The organism is Bradyrhizobium barranii subsp. apii (assembly GCF_011516635.5).
Taxonomy (GTDB): domain Bacteria; phylum Pseudomonadota; class Alphaproteobacteria; order Rhizobiales; family Xanthobacteraceae; genus Bradyrhizobium; species Bradyrhizobium barranii.
Genome location: NZ_CP096255.1, coordinates 5,462,533 through 5,478,338, shown reverse-complemented (window position 1 = coordinate 5,478,338; position 15,806 = coordinate 5,462,533). Strand labels below are relative to the sequence as shown.

Annotated in this window: 8 protein-coding genes and 1 pseudogene; 6 read left to right on the top strand and 3 right to left on the bottom strand. The window is 60.5% G+C overall.

What is annotated here, in order from left to right; genetic code table 11:
• The first annotated feature begins 411 nt into the window (after positions 1 to 411).
• The 3 genes and pseudogenes from HAP41_RS26005 to HAP41_RS25995 all read left to right on the top strand — a co-directional run bounded on the left by HAP41_RS26005 (position 412) and on the right by HAP41_RS25995 (position 4,673).
• Entirely contained in the window at positions 412 to 1,686 is a 1,275-nt protein-coding gene (locus HAP41_RS26005) for an IS256 family transposase (protein ID WP_166064748.1), read from the top strand.
• A gap of 610 nt (positions 1,687 to 2,296) precedes the next feature.
• Positions 2,297 to 3,132, top strand: a pseudogene (locus HAP41_RS26000) (IS5 family transposase).
• 104 nt (positions 3,133 to 3,236) lie between these two features.
• Entirely contained in the window at positions 3,237 to 4,673 is a 1,437-nt protein-coding gene (locus tag HAP41_RS25995; RefSeq protein ID WP_166105276.1) for an IS701 family transposase, read from the top strand.
• Positions 4,674 to 4,758: 85 nt separating this feature from the next.
• Here HAP41_RS25995 and HAP41_RS25990 read toward each other — a convergent pair whose 3' ends face one another.
• The 3 genes from HAP41_RS25990 to HAP41_RS25980 are packed head-to-tail and all read right to left on the bottom strand — an operon-like array spanning position 4,759 to position 9,714.
• A complete protein-coding gene (locus HAP41_RS25990; RefSeq protein WP_166096475.1) occupies positions 4,759 to 7,176 on the bottom strand; it encodes an nSTAND1 domain-containing NTPase in 2,418 nt (805 codons plus the stop codon).
• Positions 7,166 to 8,323, bottom strand: a complete 1,158-nt coding sequence (locus tag HAP41_RS25985) for a hypothetical protein (RefSeq protein WP_166096476.1) — start codon at positions 8,321 to 8,323, stop codon at positions 7,166 to 7,168. Before HAP41_RS25985 ends, HAP41_RS25990 begins: the two co-directional genes overlap by 11 nt.
• Positions 8,320 to 9,714 carry a metallophosphoesterase family protein gene (locus HAP41_RS25980; protein ID WP_166096477.1) on the bottom strand — a complete coding sequence of 465 codons (1,395 nt, stop codon included), beginning with the start codon at positions 9,712 to 9,714 and terminating at the stop codon, positions 8,320 to 8,322. Before HAP41_RS25980 ends, HAP41_RS25985 begins: the two co-directional genes overlap by 4 nt.
• Before the next feature lie 479 nt (positions 9,715 to 10,193).
• On the opposite strand from HAP41_RS25980, the gene HAP41_RS25975 reads away from it, so the two are divergent.
• From HAP41_RS25975 to HAP41_RS25965, 3 genes are read left to right on the top strand one after another with little or no spacing between them, the layout of a single operon-like run.
• Positions 10,194 to 12,206 (top strand): SGNH/GDSL hydrolase family protein, encoded by a 2,013-nt coding sequence (locus tag HAP41_RS25975; protein WP_166096478.1) that lies wholly within the window; start codon positions 10,194 to 10,196, stop codon positions 12,204 to 12,206.
• Between the two features lie 29 nt (positions 12,207 to 12,235).
• Positions 12,236 to 15,310, top strand: coding sequence for a hypothetical protein (locus HAP41_RS25970; RefSeq protein WP_166096479.1), 3,075 nt, complete (start codon positions 12,236 to 12,238; stop codon positions 15,308 to 15,310).
• A gap of 10 nt (positions 15,311 to 15,320) precedes the next feature.
• On the top strand, positions 15,321 to 15,803 hold the full coding sequence (locus HAP41_RS25965; protein WP_166096480.1) for a hypothetical protein: 483 nt from the start codon (positions 15,321 to 15,323) through the stop codon (positions 15,801 to 15,803).
• The last annotated feature ends 3 nt before the right edge of the window (positions 15,804 to 15,806 follow it).

The following is a 15,806-nucleotide window of genomic DNA, read 5'->3' as shown; positions in this document are numbered from 1 at the left end:
CGACCGTGCTCTCGTGAATAGATCGGGCTAGACGGCCCCGCGCGCCTTTGGGCGTGCGCCTTGGACATACGCGCGCGGCCCCTGGACAAGAATTGTGATTGCCGCTCACCGGATTGGCTATCGGCTAGTGTTTCGGGCTTTCGACCCGCGATCAGGATGCGGCCTGCAGAAAAATCAGCAACGAATATTTTGTCTGGAAAAGTCTAATACGTAAAACCAGACAGCTGAGCGCTTGATCGCTTTGCGCATTTAATCGCTTTCAGCGCTTTTGTCGGGTTTCGCAATCGCGCATGACCATACAAGAAATGCATGGGGGATGTCCCGGGTTCTGTTGAATTTCTGAAGAGGTCGGCGTTGCCCACCTTGAGCCGGTAGGCTCGGGGTGCTGATTCCACAAAGGAGAGCAACGCCATGACGAGAGATATCACACCGGCTGGTTGGCCGGCGACCGGGGCTGTGGAGAAATCATTTGCGGAAGTGCGAGCGAGCTTCGATCGGTTCTGCCTTGCGGCAGGAATCGAGGCGCTCGGCACGATGATGGAGGCGGATGTGACAGCGGCCTGCGGGCCGCGCCACGGTCGTGATGCGGCGCGGCGGGCGCACCGTTGGGGCCGAACGCGGGGGCGGATCGGTTTCCACGGCGGCAAGATCGAGGTCGATCGCCCGCGGGTCCGGGGCATGGACGGCCGCGAGGTCACGATCCCGAGCTGGGAAACGGCGGCGCAGGAGGACTGGCTCGGTCGCTGGGCGATGAACCTGATGCTGATCAATGTGTCGACGCGCCGGTTCGGCCGCGCCGTCCGGCTGCCCGAGGGTGACGTGCCGGCACCGCCCGGATCGGGGATTTCGAAGTCGGCGGCCTCGCGGAGGTTCGTGGCTCTGTCGGCGGCGCGGCTGGCCGACTTCATGGCTGCCGATCTGTCCGCGCTCGACCTTCTGGTGGTCCAAATCGACGGGCTGCATCTCGACGACGATCTCGTGCTGGTGGCCGCGATCGGGGTTGACGGCGAAGGCAACAAGCATCCGCTGGCGCTGGTGGAAGGGGCGACCGAGAATGCAGCAACGGTTCAGGCCCTGCTGGACAACCTGGTCTCGCGCGGGCTCGACCCGACGGTGCCAAGACTGTTCATCGCCGACGGCGCGAAGGCGTTGTCGAAGGCGATCCGCCGCACCTTCGGTTCGGCCGCTGCGATCCAGCGCTGCCAGATCCACAAGGCGCGCAACATCATGGAACGCCTGCCGAAAGAGCATCATGCGGCCACCCGCCGGGTGCTGCGCCAGGCCTGGGAGCTCGATGACGCCGACAAGGCTGAAAAATTGATCCGCAATCTCGCGCGTCGACTCGACCAGCAATGGCCCGGCGTTGCGGCCAGTATCCTCGAAGGCCTCGACGAAATCCTGACTGTCGTCCGGTTGAAGTTGCCGAAGGAGCTTCGCCGATCGCTCGCCTGTACCAATATCGCCGAGAACATGATGGGCACCATTCGCCGCGTCACGCGCAACGTTAAACGCTGGCGGGATGCCGGTATGGCCTTGCGATGGGTCGCGGCCGGTATGATCGAGGCCAACAAGGGCTTCCGACGATTGAAGGCGCATAAGCAATTGTCGGTTCTGCGTGCGGCCCTTCAAGCTCACCACGATCGCATGACAATCAAGTCCGTTGCCCACGTCACGAGGGCTGCGTAATATTCATTCCGGCAACGTCGACCCGACGTAGTTCAACAGCGATCGGGACATCCCCAATGCATGCGCTGCAGGGGCTTTTGCGACTCTAAGTGTCGAGTAGCGCCAATGACTTAGCTGGCACGCGAAGTGCGATTCGGCGCGCGCTGCGCTCAGCCAAATCGCTGGCAGCCTTGCGCGGGTTATGCGCGCAGGCATGCGCACGTGGAGGGCCCGGGTCGGCACCCGCCTCCGGCCCGCTCCTACCCCTCGGGGGGAGGAGCGGGCCCGCAGTCCAAAGGCTGCAAAGCCGCTCCACTAATTTCGTAAATTTGAGAAGTTCAGGGAAAATTCTCTGCGTGTTTATTGTGGCGCGTGCGCCCGCTACTGCCGGTGCTCACGAGCTTTGTGCGCATCGGGAAGTAATCGTCAGGTTAGAGCGGCGCAGAAGCGCGATTCAGCATGCCCGCGCTGTCCGCAAAAAGCGGTTAAAAACCGCATAAACCGGCATCGACGCTAAGCGCCGCGCGTTCTCTAAAGTGCAGTTCTTAGTGTCTGTTCCAAAACATGTTGAGTCGAATGAATCGGTTGTGATTCAAGGTGAGCGGCCTGATTCGATGGGGACGCGCCGCCAATGTGGACTACCGAGAACCGTGCACGCTACGACCGCAGCCGCCTGCGCTATCCGAGCGACTTGACCGACGAGGAGTGGGCGCTGATCGCGCCTCGCATCCCGCCGGCCAAGCGCGGCGGCAACAAGCGTACGGTGGACCTGCGCGAGATTGCCAACGGGCTGATGTACATCCTGAGCACAGGTTGCCAGTGGCGCGCGATCCCCAAGGACCTGCCGCCGCGCTCGACGCTGTATGGCTACTTCGATCTGTGGAGCTGGAACGGCACGCTCGATAAAATTCATCACGCCCTCTATGTCGAATGTCGCGAAAGGGCCGAGCGCGAGGCTTCTCCCACCGCCGCCATCATCGATAGCCAGAGCGTGAAAAGCGCTGAAAAAGGGGGCCTCATGATCTCCATGGCTACGACGCGGGCAAGAAGATCAAGGGCAAGAAGCGGCACATTCTCGTCGACACGCAAGGCCTCTTGATGCACGCCATCGTGCATGCGGCGGACATCCAGGATCGCGACGGCGGCGTGCTCCTGATGGCAACGTTGTTCGGCCTCTATCCCTTTCTTCTGAAGCTCTACGCCGACGGCGGATATCAAGGGCCACATTTCCAGAAGGGGCTGCGTAGCGCTCTGAAGCGCGTGAACCTCGAAATCGTCAAACGCTCCGATCAGGCTCACCGTTTCGTCGTCTTGCCCAAACGCTGGATCGTCGAGCGTACCTTTGCCTGGCTCGGGCGATGCCGAAGACTGTCCAAAGATTGGGAATGCTTCAATCACAGGGCGCTCGCCTTTCTCAAGCTGGCCTCCATCCGACTCATGCTGCGAAAGCTATGCAATCCAAGGTAATCTTTCCGGACAGACTCTTAGTACGACTGAGTCACAAAACCGCAGGCTTTATCCGGCCGGAATCAGCGATGGTTGAAGCATGGACCATCAGCCGAGGAGGCTACATGAGCGGGCGTGGCACCAAGACCAGTGAGATGCGATTTGCGACGTATTTGGAAGGGCTTGCCAGCGTCATCGGTCATGCTGATCGGAAGGCACCGCTGCGCGACTATTGCGTCGGCCTCATGGCCTGTGGCGGTCGTAAGAGCGTGGAGCCAATGGCGGCGATGACGGCTCCGGAACGGACGGCCGCCCAACATCAATCGCTGCTGCATTTCGTCGGCAGCGGCGCCTGGTCGGATGAGAAGGTGCTGGGCAAGGTACGAGAGATGGTCCTGCCGGCGATCGAACGCCAGGGCCCGATCGAAGCTTGGATCATCGATGACACCGGATTTCCCAAGCAGGGGCGACATTCGGTTGGAGTTGCACGGCAATATTGCGGGCAGCTCGGCAAGCAGGATAATTGCCAGGTGGCGGTGTCATTATCGATTGCCAATCACCACGCCAGCCTGCCTGTTGCCTACCGCCTTTATCTTCCGAAGGAATGGACTGAGGATTGCGATCGGCGGCGCAAGGTGGGCATTCCTGCCGAAGTCGGCTTCCGGACCAAGCCGGAGATCGCGCTGGAGCAGTTGCGGTGGGCCTGTGCGACCGGCCTTCCGCGTGGTGTCGTGCTGATGGACGCGGGCTATGGCAACAACAGCGATCTGCGCACGGAGATCACGGCGCTGGGATTGACCTATGTGGCGGGTCTTCTGTCGAGCACAACGGTATGGGCGCCCGGCACCGGTCCCTTGCCGCCGAAGCCATGGTCGGGCCGCGGCCGTCCCCCGAAACTGATGCGCCGCAACCGTCAGCGTCGGCCGGCCGCCGTTAAAGCGCTCGCGATCGGCCTGCCGGCCAAAGCTTGGCGCACCATCACGTGGCGGCAAGGAACGAACGAAAAGCTGAGCTCGCGCTTTGCCCGCGTGCGGGTCCGTGCCGCGCACCGTGATTATTGGCAAACCACCCAGCGGTTGGAGGAATGGTTGCTGATCGAATGGCCGAAAGGCGAGGACCAGCCTACCAAATACTGGCTCTCGACATTGCCGGAGGATGTGGCATTCCGGACTCTCGTAGAGACGGCTAAATTGCGCTGGCGCATCGAACGCGACTATCAGGAACTCAAGCAGGAGGTCGGGCTTGGCCACTTCGAGGGACGCGGCTGGCGCGGCTTTCATCATCACGCAACGATGTGCATTGCAGCCTTCGGATTCCTGATCTCCGAGCGGGAGGCGTTTCCCCCCTCAGGCGCTCGGCGCGCCCGGCCGATCCCGCTCGCTCGCGTTTCCGCGGATTACAGACCCCGCGGTTCTGCCGCTACGGACCCAACGTCACATTCCAAATTCGATCACGACGATGCGACGGCGACTCGAACAAGGGCTGGTCCGAACGTTGTCGAGATGTCCTTGTTGTGCAATCAAGTTCGCCCATTTCACAGACCACCGTTTGTGACGCAGTAAGATTAGGCTTGAGCGCAGTCAACCGCTGATGCGCACCTGATAATCTATAATCTACTTAGCGCGCTTTCGCTGCGATCGCCGAGTTTCACGGAAACGGAAATCGCAGGGTTTCGGCTGGCGGCTCGTTTTCGAAGCGGGCCGCTATGGCGCCCCGGCACACGTCATATCCAAAGTTGACGAGGTCCCTTTTATCCGCCTCGTTCAAAGGCGCAAATCGCGTCGCGAGGGCGGCAAGCTCCGATGCCCGCGTTGGACTTATCTTTGATCCGTACTTCTCGAAGTTTCGGATCGACCAATATGCACCTTTCTTGTTGTTGGTTTCGAGCGCTTCTATGACCTGTCGACGACGTAGAAGGCGAAGCTGATGATCCAGGACCTCGACGGTTCGAACGGCTTGCTCGACAAATCCAGCGATCCCACCCTTGGGTTCGGGGTTGTCCGGCGAGTCTACGCCGCCGTCGCAAACGAAGATCGTCTTATGCCGCCTCCACGCTGCCTCTAGCCCCAAGTTGTCGATCAGGCTTCCTGTCGCCAAATAGACCTTCTCACGGAACCGGAATTCCGCGCTGTTAGGCGGCTCCCACTTCGCCGTGCCCAAGTGCAAGACAAGGGGGGAAAGGGTTGGCGGTAGGGCGTTCGATGCTGCTACCGCGATCGCGATAAGCTCTGGGTAGTCACGAATGATGCCCGTTACGGCGTCGCCGATATAGGACTTGGAGAATCGGAAGAGCGAGACACGCTGCAGATTAGTGGAGCTGAACACGAAAACAGGTTGGTCCGGCAAGTCTTGCAAAGTCTTTTCACCAAACAGAAAGCTCGCCATCTTTCCGGCCATCACGTCGGCAGGATTGCGTCCCGGCAAAAGGCCGAGCATACTCGACCTTACGTCAATACTCTGGTCGGCGAATTCAAGCAGCGGCTTGGCGATCACGTCTGAGAAGTTTACGGCGATGCCGTCAACGAAGGAGAGTTCGTTCCAATGCATACCGAGCACGCCGGCAACGACCGCTCCGCCAGCCACGCCCGAAACTCGTCCTAGCCGAGATAAATAGCCGAGGTCGTTAAGGCGCCACACTGCACCGAGATCGAAGAGCATGGCGCGATAGCCGCCGCCCGAGAGACAAAGGGCTATTTCGCGCCCCGGAGAATTCGGAGCTTCATCGGGCTCCTCGCGGGAAGATACCACCTGAGCCTGAGCCGAGAGGCTAGACCGCTGTTCGCGGCGAAGCTTCCAGTTCCAAAGTACGAGGCCGACCGTGTCGTGGCCAATTGCAAAACAAGGTACCACGCCGCCTTCCCCATCAACGACCTTGATCGGTTTCAGGAGACCCGCCGTCACGAGTATTCCCGTCGTCTCTCCGAAGCCCAGTAGTGTGCCTGCAAGCCTCTCCTCCAAGTCGGCTTCGCTCTTTATATCGGTCGTTACCGTGCCATCAGGCTGAAGTCGGAGTAAGTCGCATAGCGCCTCCTTCCAGAAAGTCACCTCCTGCTCAGCTTTGAGAGGAGGGAGTCGAAGTGCGGTGCCGCGGTCATGTAATGCCTTGTGCACAAAACGTTCGATCGTTCCTTCGACGTTCCCGAGCTCGGCCAGATCGGCGAGTGTGATTTCGTTTGCTTGCCGCGATCGCATCAATGAGTAGAGCTCGCTGAACGCAATCTGCAGAGCACCGAGCCGACCAAGCGGTACTTTATCGAGTTGTTCGATCGCGCTTTCTATTACGTCCTCGTCGATCGTGAAGCCGAACTGCTGTGCAGGTCGCTGCAACGCTTCCTTGATTTGCGACTTCGTCAATTCGCCGAGATAGTAGTCGCTCAATCCCGTGCCACGGAAGCCCATTCGTAGATGCGAGGCGAATCTGCCAAGATACTCTGTGCGGAGGGAGACCACGATCTTCATCGCAAACCTAGCGATCGAGAATGCGGACAGGAAATCAAAGAACGCGTCGCGAGCCTTGGATTCAAAGGCGGGATTGGCCAAGGTTAGGACCTCTTCTCCTTGATCGATGATCAAGACCAGCGTGTGCGGGACGATGAGGCTTAACCGTTCGAGCACGCCGAGCAACACGGAAGGATCCCGGCCGGCCGACCGGACAAACGCAGCCGCTTTGACTGCGGCCGGGTCCGGTAGGGCGGCTCGCAAGTTTAGCTTTCGTTCTCCGGTCGGCGTTTGGATAGTTAACGGGTTCGAAGTGAATTCGAATACCGCGTTAGCTAGCTTAGCCAAAGGATCTGCCGTCGAACTGATGAAAACGTCTCGAGTCTTGCCTCTGCGGGCGAATGCGATCCCCGTATCCCCATCTTCCAAATAGGGAATGATGCCCGCTCGCAAAAACGAGGACTTTCCGCAGCCGGTAAGACCGTGAAGAGCGAGAATCCGAGTATTAGAGTCCGCAAGGAACGTCGCGCATCGTCTGATGTCGACATCGCGGCCTGCGAAGAGATGAGCGTCGTCCTCTGTATATGAGGCGAGGCCCTTGTAAGGCTGCTGGCTCTCACTGGCCATGGGGTATCTCCAGCCGTCCGCTTCCGACTACGTCGTCAGAGAAGTTCGTTTGCTTTGAGAGGCTTGGTGCTCCATCCTGGCACATCCGAAAATTCGGGTGCGCGTAGATCCCGTAGACAAGACTTAGAGGGAAATGATCGCGATAGAGGCGGCTCATCGCCTCTCCGAGCGTTTTACCGTCCTTGAATAGCAAGTGGAGCAGCGAGGTGCTGAAACGCAACGCAAAGACGTCCGGAACATCCGTCTCGGTGCCCACAAATCCAACATGCCCGGTCACGCTTGCCGGCAGCAGGAATGTTCCTCCAGGGTCGGCTGCAGCCGTACGGCACCCGTTGATGAAAACGAGGCAGCCCGTCTCGTTGTCTCGCTTGGTATCTGCCAAAATCAGAAAAAGCCCGCTGGCGTTGATAGTGTCGTCGGTTCCAATAGCGAGCTGATTCGGAGTTGCATGGCAGTAGAAGTACAGAAGGCCGATTTGCGACGCGCGTTCTTGCCATGAATCCTTTAATGCCTGCTCGGTGTTGATGGGCATACCGTAGCGCTCGTCCAACCAAGCGGAGAAGCTTTTCTCGACCTCCGACGAGATGGTGTCCTTCGCTTTGCCGAAGACAGATGGATGAGCGACGCGAAGCATGCCGAGCGACGATGCATCGCCGACCTGGCTAGGTTTGATTCCGATGTAGCGCACGGTCGTATCGTGGGCGAAGCACCAGAATTGATGATAGGTGTGCCACCATGCTGTTTGCTCAATCCCCCGCCAGTCGTCCGGCAAGAGTTCCGGGTCTCCGGAGTACATGAGGCCCCAAGGTACCAATACGCTATCGGCTACTCTGAATTCGATGCGGAAGGGCTCGCCGAGCGAAGCGTAGTATTTTTTGACGCCTGCTGCGTCTTCGTCGCCTTCCATTCTCAGGAACAGCGTTTTGTAAAGCGCGTTTCCTTTGCGCGCCAACTGCTTGAGAATTGGCGCGGCAGTTTCGGCCTTGTCCTTTAAGCAATGGTTCACGAGCTCGAGAAGTACTTTGCGGATGTCGGCGGCATAATCCAAAACCGCTTGCCTGTTGATCGTGTACGGTTGCCACTCGTTCCACTGTACCCTGAACCGAGTGGGCCCATGCTCGTGGATTTCGACGTGGACCGTCCTCACGTTACCATCCTCTCGCGCCAGACCTCCATGGTCGCATGCTCTTCGCCTGGTTTGACCTGTACGTAGCGAAGAGAGTAGGGGAAGTTTTCGTAAGAGCCGGTCTTCAGAATGTGCCATGGCCGAGTTTTTTCTTCGGGCGCGAAGCGGTAGTAGCGCGTCCAAGATCCGGTGTTGAAGTAGGTAAGACCAGGCACCTTCCGGTCGTGCGGTTCGTGGGTATGGCCCATGATCACCGTATTGACTCCACCAATGGCCGCCTCTGTGGCGCCGACGTAGAGATCTTCGGTTTCGTTGACCTTGTACGCCTCCTTCAGGCTCAGCGTGCCTTCCTGAGCGCCGAGCAGCGCCGCGGACTTCTCGCCGAGACTGGATACGAGTTCGGGGTGCTCGGTGAGATATTCGGCGAGCAGCTCAAGATTTTCGGGTGTGGCTACGAACGTGACGAGCTTCATCGGAAGCTCGAAGCCGCTTCCACGCAAGGCGCGCGTCAGGACTTCGAGCTCGGGGGCGGTAGCTTCGTCCACCCACTTGGCCAACAGTTGTAGCCTGTCGGAGCCGATGGGTGCCTCTATCGTCAGGAGATCTTCCTTACGCGTCGCCGCGATCTTGATCGCGTACGCGAGCATTTTTGCCACGCTGACCGACGCGTCGAGCGGGGCCCAGCCGGGTGTCAGCGCAGACGCGCCGAAGATATGAAAGAAACGGGAGAACGGCTTGACGTTGTCGACGTAGGGGTAACGCGCGTCTAGCCCATTGAGATATTTGATCAGAAAGCGCGTGCCGACGCACTCGTACAAACGATCATTCCCGTCCTTCCCCTTCAGAATGGGCGGCTCGTTCGCGCTCCAGCGATCGTGCCCGTTCACATGGAAAGAATTGACCTTGTCGTATCGATGACCATGTTCGATGTGCAGCCAATTCATTCCGTTTGGGTGATAGTGGCTTTCAAGGCAGAACGTGAGCTTCTTGGAGCCTTGATCGACGCCAACAAACTCCGCGAAGCGTTCTCGGACCCGCGGCCAGAAGAAGTCCGGATCGTGGTTGCCCGGCATGATTACTAGGTGATTGCGTCCGTCCGCGAGAAAGTCCTTCAGTGCAACAAATGTCCCGCGATGTCGCGTCTGAATATTGGCAAGCTTGTTCAGCGATTGCTGCTCGGTGAAGCATAAAGGGATGCCGTCTTGCGTCTCGGATTCGAGTGACGATCCCGTCCAAGGAGATGCCTGCACAAAGTCCAGAAAGTCGCCATTTATGACCAGCTCGACGTGTTCGGACCGTTGCTTGAGATCGGTCAAGAAACCCGCCAGATGCGCCTCCAGCTCGTCATCGAAGTCATCGAGATCTCCGTCACTGATGTGAAGGTCGCTGATAACGGCCAATAAGCGCTGCATGCCGCTCTCCCTTGCGAGATAGCCATGGTCAGGCATTCGATCATTGCTTCCGTACGGGCGAATTGCAATCATAAAGTGTGAAGATTGAGAAGCGCCAACCCCTCCTATCGCGGGAAGGAGCTCGCTATCAGCCGCTCTGAAAGCCGGACAATTGCCTAGGTCGGTGTTCCATCAGCCTGCTCAGAGCTGTGAGGTCCGCCTTGGGTCCAAAGGCCGACCTTTGGAGGCGGATCGGGCCAAGTCCGCTAAGGGCCATTTAACCTCACTGGGCTCGAGAGAGCTCTTGGAGATTGGGCCGCGTGCGGAGACGGACAACAATTCCGCTTCCGCAGCTCGTGGAGCGGCAAAACGGGGCCTGAAGTGTCCCTAATGTTTCGCTAACCACTCCAGAGTCATAATCGATCTCACGGACGCAACGCCGCTTCGCCGACGGCACCCACCGCGCAATACCGCGCTCTTCCTCTCACCCCGTCGGCGAAATGTCCTACCCCACAAAATACACGCGGCAGTACGACTACGTCAGCTATCAGAACGCCAACCCCAACCGGCCGTTGCCTGCGGGTCAGCTTCATGCTGATTTCAGTCAGATCGCGCTTTCGACGAATGAAATCGTCGAATTCCTGAAGACGTCGATCCGCGCCGATGGCGCGCTCGCGAACAAATCCGTTAGCCGCGATCAACTGACCAATGACGTTTTGAACGGTGTCGGCGATACAACCGCGCTCAACGAAACCATGGCCGAGGCTCAAGACTACGCTATCGCGGCGGCTAATTCCGCCGTGGATTCCTCGACGTTTGCAAGTGCGTCTGCGACATCGGCGACTGCAGCGGCGGGGTCGGCAACCGCCGCAGCCGGATCGGCCACCGCGGCGGCGAATTCGGCGACATCATCCTCGACCTACGCTTCCAACTCGGCGAGCTCGGCTTCCGCTGCCGCAGCCAGTGCATCGGTAGTGGCCGGTAACTTGTACGCGTTCGACAGCTCGACGACCATGGCCGCGCCGAGCGCTGGCGGCGTGAGATTTAACAACGCGACCGTCGCTTTGGTGACGGCGCTTGCCTTCTCAGCGCAGAGCGGGGATGTAGGCAACCCGAACATTTCAGCATTTCTTGCGACCTGGGGCGCGAGCAACAACGGCACCAGCCGCGGCACCATTACGATCCGGAAGATCGGTTCGCCTGCGACATTTGCGACTTTCACGGTTACGGCGGCCGTCACGAACAACACGACATGGCTTCAGCTTTCAGTTGCCTACGTTGCCGGCAACGGTACGTTCTCGGCGGCGGACGCGCTGTCGGTTCAATTCACGCGCACTGGAGAGGCCGGCACCGGTCTGTTGCCCGTCAACAACCTGAGTGATGTCTCGAGCGTCCCGACGGCGGTTCGCAACTTGGCGCCGACCGATCTAAACTTGTCTGGTACGCCAGGCGGTTCGTCGCCCCGCATCAAGAGCTATACCGATTCGAGCCGGGTGGTGTTCGGGAAAGAATATCTCAGCGCATGGTACAACGCATGGCGCACCGGGGGAGGATTGTCGCGGCCGATTATCATGCGTGGCGACAGCACCATGGTCGGTAACAGTCTGTCGCAACCGACTTACACGTCGCCTGACATTCTGTTCGCCTCAATTGCAATAGGCAAAGGCGTCCGCATCTCCACGCCGACGAACCTCGGTGTCGGGGGCACCACAACCGCCGACTGGCTGAACACCCATCTACCATCGGATTTAGCGACGTACACGGGTACGAACATTCCCCGTCTGTACATCCTCAACTACGGCATGAACGACCCTTATGTGGGGCCGATCTCGCAGTCGCAGACGATCACCAACCTTCGCGCCGGTTTTGCGTTGCTGCGCGGCACCTGGGACGCGAACAAGACGTCAGTCGTCTACATGATGCCGAACACGGCTTACGACGACACTAACAGCCGCAATGAGACTTGGCGCGAGACGATCGTCGCGCAGATCAAACAGGCGTGCCGCGACTACGGCGTGATGTTCTTCGACACCTACGCGGCGCTTCGTGAAGCGCGATACGGCCTGATTACCGGCTGGCTTAACGCGACCGACAAGGTGCATCCGGCTGACGACTTCAACCTGGCGATTTGGGGAGAGTTTGTCGACGCGCTCATTCCGAGCGGTGTGATCGACGCGGCCACGCGGCCGCAGAAAGTGACGCCAGCTACCGGTTTCGCGCTGCCTGGCGCGGCGGAAGATATGAATACCTGCGCGGTCGGCCGAATGGGCCTCGGCGCGGGGTACATCACGATGAACACGCCCGGCACGATCGCGGCCGGTACGACGTTGGCGACCATCCACGCCTACCACGTTCCGCTGACGCAGGCATGGGCGGTACAGATGGCCGCGTTCTCTGGCTCGTGGCAGTTCTTCCAAGGCATTATCACGACGGGCGGCGTCATCACCAATCAGCAGGCGATCTCGATCACCACGCAGCGCGTCTATTTCGGCCCCGGTCACTGGCAGCGATGATCGGCGAACCGCAGTTCACGAAGTAGCCGATGCCGCAGATCATCGACTTCGAAGGTCAGCAGCACGAATTCCCCGACGACTTCACGCCGGCGGACATCCAGCGCGCGCTCGCGAGCGTCCCGGCGCAAGCCGCTCCGACTCCTGCGCCCGCTGCTCCGGCCACGCCTGGCCTCGGTGCGCAGAACGCGGCAGCAGCGGGCCGCCTCTACGTCACCCCCGAGCCGCCGCCACAGCCGATCGATCGTCCCGCGTCGCTCCTCCCGAGCAGCGTCGGCGGCGCCGTCCGCGACTTCACCGTCGGCGCCCAGGGCGTCGGCAAGGGCCTCACCGACATCGTAACCGGTCCGTTCGACCTCGCGGCCGGCGCGCAGAACCTCGTCACGGGCGGCATCAACAAGCTGCTCGGCACAAACATCGCGCCCGCGATCCCGGCGTCAAAGCTGGTCGAGAAGGCCACTTCGGTGCTCCCGGGCATCGATCCGGCGACCATGTCGCGCAGCGAGAAGCTCGCCTACGACGTCAACCGGTTCGGCACCCAGGCGGTCGGTACGGGCGCCATGCTGGCCCAGCGCGCCCCGCAGGTGGCCGAAGCCGCAACACGTTCGGATACGGTGGTCGGCCGCGTCCTCGATCACATGGCTAGGCCATACACTGAGGCGCCAGCGCGAACGCTCGTCGGAGACACGATCGGGGGCATGGGGGCAGGCGTCGCTGTGAACGCGGCTGACAATTTCGTTCCCGAGCACGCTGTTGTTGGCGACACATGGCCAAAGGCGATCGCCAACGCGCTCGCGCCCGTCGTCGGCGCCATTGGTGCGAACAGCCTCCAAGGTACTGCGGAAGGGCTAGCCGGCCTCATCAGAAACATCGCAGGGAAGTCGTTTGGCTCCGCCTCAGCGCCGATCCCGCTCAACCCGAACACCAGGGCGCCGTACAGTGCCGCTGATGTCGATCGCGCCGCCGCTAAGATCCAAGCCTCCGCATCAGGCGCGCCGCGCGCGCTGGCCCAAGACATACGTGAGAACGCGGCCGCCTTGGCTCGGCCAACAGAGGAAGGAGCGTCACCGTTGCAAAGCTCGGCCATGCCGACGTCCGGCCTGTTGTCGGGCGATCCTGGTCTCCTTGCCGCGGAGCAGGGCGCGCGCCTGAAGTCAGCGCCGGACTTCATCAAGCGCGACCAGAATGTGAAAGCCGCCGCAGCCGAGCGTGTCGAAGCCATGCGGGATCCAGGGGCCGATCTTGGCGCGGTCATGCGCCGCGCCGCGCAGGCGCGCGAGGAGCGAATGGGCGCAGCGGAAAACGACATCCTGCAAAGGGAAGACGCTAGCCGAGCCGTTGATCAAATTCGGGGCGATCAGGGGGAGCCGTTCGGCGCGCTCGCCAACAGCGAGGTCAAGGCGAACGCCTCACGTCGCCTGGACGAGGCCCTGGTCGATCGCACCTATATCCCGGCGCGCGCCGAGAAGAATCGATTGTTCGACAATGCTCCGGGGCGCTCGCACGAGCTGCCGGCCGACGACATCTTCGGCGCGATCGACCGCGTTCGCAATCAGGCCAACGGTCTGGCACCCGGAACGATGCCGGAGGACTTCATGCGGCGCCTCGATGCACTGCGGCCGCAGATGGTCGACCAGGCTGCCGGCGCGCCGACGACAAGGCCTCTCGGCCAAAACGAGCCCTTCGAGAATGTCGTGGCCTACAGGCAGGCTGAAGAGCGCGCCCTAGAAGAAAACCGGATGCGGATGGCTTTGGGCCTACCTCAAGTTTCGGAACCCATTCGGTGGACGCCTCCCGTCGCCGCGCAGGAAAACATTGGCGGCCCCGGCACGGCCAACGGCGGCGATCTGGCCGACCTCCGGAAGTTCATCAGCCCCGCGATCGAGAACGCGCAGCGAAGCGGCAACTACGACTTGGCCGACAACCTCCAAGCGCTCAAGCGCGCGGTCAATCGCACGATCGAAGAAGCGCCCGGCTACGCCGAGGCCAACGCCAACTATGGCCAGTTCGCGGATCGCTTCCGCCCCGAACCGAACGACGCGATGGCCAAGTTCACTAAGGCGATCGATCGTGGCGGCCAGAACGCCGACGGCGAGCTCAACCGCGGCTTAACGCCTCCGGGCGAGACCGCCGGCCGCTTCCTGAACAGTGCGGAGAACGCTGCGACTTTGCCGCGTGCCCTGCAAGGCTCGCCAGCGATGACGGCGGCTGAAACCGCGCTGCGTGACTATTACCGCTCCAGCTTCGCTACGTCAGCCCTTAATGCCGACGGAACGATCAACCCGATCCGAGCAATCGCATGGGCCAACAGCCATGCGGACATCATGGCGCAATTCCCAGCGATCAGATCCGAATTCGACAACATCGTGACTCAGGCGCGCCGCGGCGAGCAGTTGTCAGCGCAAGCCAAGGCCGACCTTGAAGCGGCTCGCACCGCGCGGAACGCGACGGAGGCTGAGGTCGATCGATCGGTGATTGGCACTCTGATCCGCGAGGACCCGCGCGATGCCGCCACCAAGATCCTTGGGGGCGGCTACGACTCGTCGCGCCGTCTCGACGAGATCAACGCGTTGGTTCGGAACGACGCCCAAGCACAGCGTGGCTGGAAAGCCGCCGTCTCGGAAGTCCTGGCGGACAAGGTACAGGGGACAAGGCAAGTCGGAGAGACCCTCGAGGTTCAATTCGCCCGCTTGGCGAAGGAGTTCAAGGACAATGAAGCGTTGCTCGCGAAGACGTTCTCTCCGGAGGAGATGAATAACCTCCGGCAAGCTCACAAGATCCTGTCGTACTTCAAGGAGGTTGAAAAGCGGGCTACCGTCGGCAGCGATACGGCCGAGAAACTCAACATTCCCGGTTGGGCCCAGCTGGCCGTTCGCCACTTCAAGGGCGATCTCGCCGGCGGAGGCTTGATCAAGCGGTTTAAGTTGCTTCTCGAGCAGCTTCCTTCGAACAAGCAGAATGCGGATGAGATCATGCACATGGCTTGGTTCGATCCGAACGTCGCAGCATACCTGCTGGAGCGGCCTGTAAAGAACCCGAACGTGCCGCAGTACAACATTGACTTGCGCCGTCTTATCGCGGCCGCCAACGCATCCCGTGAAAACTAAGGGGCTTAGGATGCCGTCGATTGCAGCTTACGACCTCAGCGAACAGCAGCGGACATTGGTGCGCTTAATCGTCAACGACGGGAAAAAGCCCGAAGAAGCGGCTGAGCTCGCCGGTTATCATCCGAAGTCGGTCTATAAAACAATGCGACTGCCCGCTGTCGCGGCCGCGATCTCGGAATCGATTCAGCTTGATCTCGCGGTGGTCGGCGCTCCGCTCGCCTATCGCGTGGCCAAGTCGCTCCTCCAGGATGCGAGTGTCAGCGCCCGTGTGCGGGCGGATCTTTCAATTAAAGTGTTGGACCGGGCAGGGCACATTGCTCCTACCCGGAAGGAGACGTCGTTACAACAGAAAGCGCTGTCTGAGATGTCTCGAGATGAGCTCGCTGCCTTCATCGAGCGCAACCAAGCTGAGATCGACAAGGTGGAGGGTGAGCTCGCGTCGGGGATGTCCCGATCGCTGTTGAACTACGTCGGGTCGACGTTGCCGGAATGAATA